Origin of the sequence: Streptomyces beijiangensis, from assembly GCF_017315755.1 — a bacterium.
Classification (GTDB): domain Bacteria; phylum Actinomycetota; class Actinomycetes; order Streptomycetales; family Streptomycetaceae; genus Streptomyces; species Streptomyces beijiangensis.
Map to the genome: position 1 here is coordinate 1 of NZ_JAFLRJ010000481.1, position 6106 is coordinate 6106.

General features: G+C 66.0%; 5 protein-coding genes. 4 read left to right on the forward strand and 1 reads right to left on the reverse strand.

Going from position 1 to position 6106, the window contains the following annotated elements:
• A partial coding sequence (locus J0695_RS35470; protein WP_206968889.1) for a hypothetical protein occupies positions 1 to 961 on the reverse strand: 961 nt, incomplete at its 3' end.
• 395 nt (positions 962 to 1356) lie between these two features.
• Between J0695_RS35470 and J0695_RS35475 the strand changes: the two genes are divergently transcribed.
• From J0695_RS35475 to J0695_RS35490, 4 genes are all read left to right on the forward strand, one after another.
• On the forward strand, positions 1357 to 2385 hold the full coding sequence (locus J0695_RS35475) for an ABC transporter permease (protein ID WP_206968890.1): 1029 nt from the start codon (positions 1357 to 1359) through the stop codon (positions 2383 to 2385).
• A gap of 97 nt (positions 2386 to 2482) precedes the next feature.
• Positions 2483 to 4222, forward strand: a complete 1740-nt coding sequence (locus tag J0695_RS35480; RefSeq protein WP_307798871.1) for an ABC transporter substrate-binding protein — start codon at positions 2483 to 2485, stop codon at positions 4220 to 4222.
• A gap of 84 nt (positions 4223 to 4306) precedes the next feature.
• Complete coding sequence (locus J0695_RS35485) at positions 4307 to 5284, forward strand: ABC transporter permease (protein ID WP_206968892.1); 978 nt, start codon at positions 4307 to 4309, stop codon at positions 5282 to 5284.
• A gap of 61 nt (positions 5285 to 5345) precedes the next feature.
• A partial coding sequence (locus J0695_RS35490) for an ABC transporter ATP-binding protein (protein ID WP_206968893.1) occupies positions 5346 to 6106 on the forward strand: 761 nt, incomplete at its 3' end.

A 6106-nucleotide genomic window follows, 5' to 3' on the forward strand; every position in this document is an offset into this window, starting at 1 on the left:
CCCGGCGGGGCGTGCACGACGGGGCCGGATCCCCGGCCTCGTCGTGCACGCCCCGCCGGGCCAGTACGGCCAGCACCACCACGCCCGCCAGCAGATAGAACAGCTGCGTATAGACCAGCAGTTGACCGCGGGCGGGCAGTTCGTCGAGGTGCCGGATCAGGCCGCCCCGCAGCACGATCGACAGGTACATCCCGCCCGCGCCCGCCAGGACGAGGGCCACCACCAGACCGAGCGGCCGCGAGAACCGGGCGCGGGCCACGGCCGCGACGGCCGCCACCAGGCTCAGCCCGCCGAGCGTCACGTTCAGCCAGCCGGCCGGGACCCCGAGCAGCGGGGTGTAGAGCCCCGCCTCGCCGGTGAAGCGGTTCTCGTACGCCCGCCTGCTGATGTCCACCAGATCGAAGGCCGTCCAGCCCTCCCAGGCCAGCGTGGCACCCCCGGCGACTCCCAGGAAGAGAAAGGCCGTCACCCCGGCGCCCAGCAGCGGCCGGGTCGGCACACGGTCGTCCTCGTCGTACGCACTGTCAGCTCGCCTGCGCCCCGCCGCCGCCACGATCAGCAGCACGAGCGCACCCCCGATCGCGGCGAAGGCGCTCCACAGCGCCCGGTCGCGCAGATCGGGCCCGGACCACTGCCGCATCCAGCCGGCCCGCACCACCCAGAGCGCGGGCAGCCGTACGACCAGCGTGATCACGGCCGCGGCGACCAGGGCCTGGGCGGCGAGCGGCGAGCGGAGGGCGGCGAGTGCCACGGCCGCGTACACGACGACCAGCAGCAGGTCGTACAGCGTGGTCGTCAGCGACGCCTGCCCGAGACCGGAGGGTCCTGACTCCCAGAACCGCCACAACTGGGCGGGCCCGTCGGCGGTGTTGAGATCGCGGGCGATCCAGGACCCTGCGATCAGCGCGAGCAGCACGCACACGACGGCGCCGGTGACTCGGGCACCACGAGTGAGTAGCACGCCCGCGATCATCCACCGCCGTGCGGCAATTGAACAAGAGGCAGGGCAATACGAGTGCGACCGGCCGGGATGACATGGCGCACCCCGGCCGGCCTACGGCACCCGCACGGCCGTACGGTGTTCAGAGTGGCGCGTTCGTATATCGGTGTTGCGACAGTCAAGTTGCCTGCACGTTAACGATTTTGATGGCTATTTATCTTGAAATGCCGCCCACCCGGCACCCCTGTCAAGCTCTTTGACGACTCAATGCCAGAAAGTCTCTGCAAAATCACGGGCGTTCCGCGCAACACCTTCACCAAGCCCCTTGACGTGCACCGTTGACCTGGTGAGAGTTCCCGTCAATCAGTCGATGTCTACGGGCGTCACACGGTCTCTTGGTGCGGGGGCAATGCGCGATGACCAGTCCAACCCAGGCCGCTACGGAACCCAGTGATCCGGTTCCGGCGGGCGATCCGTCCGCAACCGTCGCCGGTACGCCTGTCGCCGAGCTCGTCGGCAGGTCCCCGGGACAGCTGGCATGGGTGCGGTTCAAGCGGGACCGCGTCGGGATCGCCTGCGCGCTCACCGTGATCGGCTTCATCCTCGTCGCCCTCGCCGCGCCCCTGATCTCGAAGCTGTACGGCAAGGATCCCTACCAGCTCTACGGCCAGGACAGGGGCCTGCTGAACAGCTACGGCATCCCCCTGAAACCCAACGGGGGCATCGACAGCGACTTCTGGTTCGGCATCGAGCCGAACCTGGGGCGCGATGTCTTCACCCTGCTGATCTACGGGATTCGCACGTCGCTCTTCATTGCCCTCGCGGTGACCCTTGTCTCGGTCGCCGTGGGTGTACTGATCGGCCTCGTACAGGGCTATATGCACGGCAAGGTGGACTACTTCGTCGGCCGGTTCTCCGATCTGATGCTGTCCTTTCCGCAGCAGCTCTTCTTCATCGCCTTCACTCCGGTGATCATCGCCCTCTTCGTGTCTCCCCGAGACGAGGAACCGACCTATCTCCGGGTCGTGGCCCTGATCCTGGTGCAGTTCCTGCTCGGCTGGATGTCGGTGGGCCGGCTGGTGCGCGCCCAGATCCTCTCCCTGCGGGAACGCGAGTTCATCGAGGCTGCCAGGCTCAGCGGGGCTTCCAACTGGCGCATCATCAGAAAAGAACTGCTGCCGAATATCTGGTCCACGATCCTGGTGCAGTTCACCCTGCTCCTTCCGGTCAATGTGACAGCGGAAGCAGGGCTCTCGTATCTCGGTGTCGGAGTTCTGCCGCCCACTCCCGACTGGGGCCTGCTCTTCCAGTCCGGCGCCAATTACTTCGAATCCGACATCACCTTCATGTTCTTCCCCGGCATCGCGATGGTGATCTTCGTGGTCGCCTTCAACCTGCTCGGGGATTCGGTCCGGGACGCAATCGACCCCAAGACCGTCCGCTGATCGCTCGATTCGCCCGAATCGCTCGTTTCGCTCGTATCACAACAGGCAGGAATCAATGAGAATTCGCAGGGCACGTTATGCCTCCGCGTTTCTGGCGGTGGGGACTTTGACACTGTCTGCTGCATGCAGCAGCGGCGGCGCAGCCGACGACGGCAAAAAAGCCGGCGAAGGCAAGAAAGCCACGGTGCAGAACTTCGGCATCGGCACCAAGGCCGACTCGACCGGACCCGCCACCGCGGTCACCGGGGCGAAGCCCGGCGGCACCGCCTACGACCTCGACCAGGCGGGCTTCGACTATCTCGACCCCGGCCAGCAGTACGTGAGCGACCAGCTCTCGGTCCAGCTGCTCTACAACCGCTCGCTCACCGGGTACAAGATCGACCCCAAGACGGGCAAGACCACGCTGGTCGGCGACCTCGCCACCGACGCCGGCACCTCGTCGGACGGCGCCAAGACCTGGACGTACACCCTCAAGGACGGGGTGAAGTTCGAGGACGGCAGCGCGATCACGTCCAAGGACGTCAAGTACGGGATCGAGCGGCTCTTCGCCGACTACCAGACCCAGGGCCCGCAGTACGTCCAGAAGTGGCTGTTCGGCCCGGACTACCGCAAGGCCTACAAGGGCCCGTACACCGGCCAGTCGATCCCCGACACGGCCATCGCCACACCGGACGACAAGACCATCGTCTTCCACTTCAAGGACGCGCACGCGGACACCCCGTACGCCATGGCGATGCCGAACATCTCGCCGGTGCAGAAGGCCAAGGACGACAAGGTCAAGTACAACAACCACCCTGTCTCCACCGGGCCTTACAAGATCGCCTCGTACAAGGCGGGCAAGTCCCTGAGCTTCGTGCGCAACCCCAACTGGGACCCGAAGACCGACTCGATCCGCAACGCCTACCCGGACAAGTGGGAGTTCCAGCTCGGCATCGCCGAGCCGGGTCTCACCAACCGGCTGGCCGCCGACTCCGGTCTCGACAAGTTCGCGGTGAACCTCTCCGGTTCCTCCGACCCGTCGAAGATGCAGACGCTGACGACGGACGCGCAGTACAAGGCGCGGACGGTCAACGAGTACCAGCCGTACGTCGAGGTCATGAACATCAACACCAAGCGGATCAAGGACCCGAAGATCCGCCAGGCGCTGATGTACGCCTTCCCGATGAAGCAGGTCCAGCAGGCATTCGGCGGTGGCGCACAGGGCGAGCTCGGCACCACGCTGCTCAGCCCGACCGTGGCCGGGTGGAAGAAGTTCGACCCGTTCAACAAGCTCACCAACACCACCGGTGACATCGAGAAGGCCAAGGGGCTCCTCAAGGAAGCCGGCGTCACGGGCAAGTACAAGATCAGTTACGCCTATGCCAACACCCCGCGCTGGCAGGCGGTGTCACTGACCGTCAAGAACGCCCTGGACAAGGCCGGATTCGACGTACAGCGCAAGGCCATCGACCCGACCTCGTACTACACGGTGGTCGGCAAGGTCGCGACGCCGTACGACATCTACCGCACCGGCTGGGGCGCCGACTGGCCGAGCGCCTCGACCGTGGTCCCGCCGACCATGGACGGCCGCAACCTCGCCGACGGCACCAACAACTACTCGTTCCTCAACGACGAGCACGTGAACACCGAGATCGACCGCATCCAGGCGATCACGGACATCACCAAGCAGAACGACGAGTGGCGCACGCTCTCGGAGTACGTCCTGAAGACCGACACGTCGCAGATCCCGTTCATCTTCGACAAGTACTTCAACCTCTACGGATCCGGACTCGGCGGCGTCACCTACAACCAGGTGTACGGAACCGTCAACCCGAACACCGTCTTCGTGAAGCAGTAGCCGCAGCAGCCCAGTCAGGTCCCCCGGCCCGGTCTCCCACGAGCCGGGCCGGGGGACCCGTATCCCCATGGAAGAGCCTCACCGATGCTCCGATTTCTTGCGCGACGGCTGCTCGGCGCCGCAGTCATCCTGCTGCTGATCAGCGCCATCACCTACTTCTTGTTCTTCTTCCTGCCCTCGGACCCGGCGCTGCTGTCCTGCGGAAAGAACTGCGACCCGCAGAACGTCGCACTCATCCGCAAGAACCTCGGACTCGATCTGCCGATCTGGACCCAGTACTGGAACTTCATGTCGGGCATCTTCACCGGCCGCCATCTGCCCGCCGGCAACTGCCCCGCGCCCTGTTTCGGTTACTCCTTCGCCGACCAGCAGCCGGTCTGGCCCACCATCGCCGACCGCTACCCCACCACGCTCACGCTGGCCGTCGGCGGCGCCGCGACCTTCCTGACCGTCGGGGTCGGCCTGGGGCTCATCTCCGCCTGGCAGCAGGGCAAGTTCTTCGACCGGTTCGCCAGCGCGATCTCGCTCCTGGGCAACTCGGTGCAGATCTACTTCATCGGCCCGATCGCCATCCTGGTGCTCTCCACCAACCTGCACCTGCTGAACCGCGGGCACGACGTGGACTGGGCGAACGCCCCCCTGAGCTCCGTCACCGGGATGATCCTGCCCTCCCTGGTCATGTCGGTGATCTTCTGGTCGAACTACAGCCGGCAGACACGCTCGCTGATGGTCGAGCAGATGTCGGAGGAACACATCAGGGCCGCCCGCGCCAAGGGCCTGTCCGAGCGCTATGTGTTCATGCGGTACGCGCTGCGCGGCGCGATGGCCTCCATCGTCACCATCTTCGGCGTGGACCTGAGCGCCGTACTCGGCGGGGCGATCATCACCGAGGTCACCTTCGGCCTGCACGGCCTGGGCAGCCTCTCGGTCCAGGCGGTCCTCCGCAGCGACCTGCCGCTGGAGATGGCGGTGATGCTCATCGGAGCCACCATCATCGTCTGCTCCAACATCGTGATCGACACGCTGTACGCCTTCATCGACCCGCGGATGCGGCTCGCCTGAGCACCCCTGTACGCCCGCCCAGGACCCCGCCCAGCTGCCGCACACCGTAGGAGAACAGCCCGTGACCATCCTCACCAAGCCTGAGGCCGAGCCGGTGGACACACCGTCCCAGCCCTTCCTCTCGGTCCGCGATCTGTATGTCCGATTCAGTACCGAGGACGGCACCGTCAAGGCGGTCGACGGCCTCTCCTTCGACCTGGAACGCGGCTCCACCCTGGGCATCGTGGGTGAGTCGGGCTCGGGGAAGTCCGTGACCAACCTGGCGATCCTGGGGCTGCACAACCCGCGCAACACCGAGGTGCGCGGCGAGATCCTGCTGGACGGGCAGGAGCTGACCGGGGCCTCGGAGCGGACCCTGTCGCACCTGCGCGGCAAGAAGATGGCCATGATCTTCCAGGATTCGCTGGCCGCCCTCTCGCCGTACTACACGGTGGGCCGGCAGATCGCCGAGCCGTACATCGCGCATATGGGCGCGTCCCGCAAGGAGGCCAAGGAGCGGGCGATCGAGATGCTCGGGAAGGTCGGCATCCCGCAGCCCAGGGAGCGGGTGAACGACTATCCGCACCAGTTCTCCGGCGGTATGCGCCAGCGCGTGATGATCGCGATGTCGCTCGTCTGCAACCCGGACCTGATCATCGCGGACGAGCCGACCACCNNCATCATCATCACCCACGACCTGGGCGTGGTGGCCAAGGTCGCCGACGACGTGATGGTGATGTACGCGGGCCGCTGTGTGGAGCGGGGTTCGGTACGCGACATCCTGCGCACCCCCGAACACCCCTACAGCTGGGGCCTGCTGGGCTCCATCCCGCGCCTCACGTC

Excerpts from the sequence above, each read along its gene's own strand:
- J0695_RS35485 (WP_206968892.1), top strand. The coding sequence starts at position 4,307 with ATGCTCCGATTTCTTGCGCGACGGCTGCTCGGCGCCGCAGTCATCCTG.
- J0695_RS35475 (WP_206968890.1), top strand. The coding sequence starts at position 1,357 with ATGACCAGTCCAACCCAGGCCGCTACGGAACCCAGTGATCCGGTTCCG.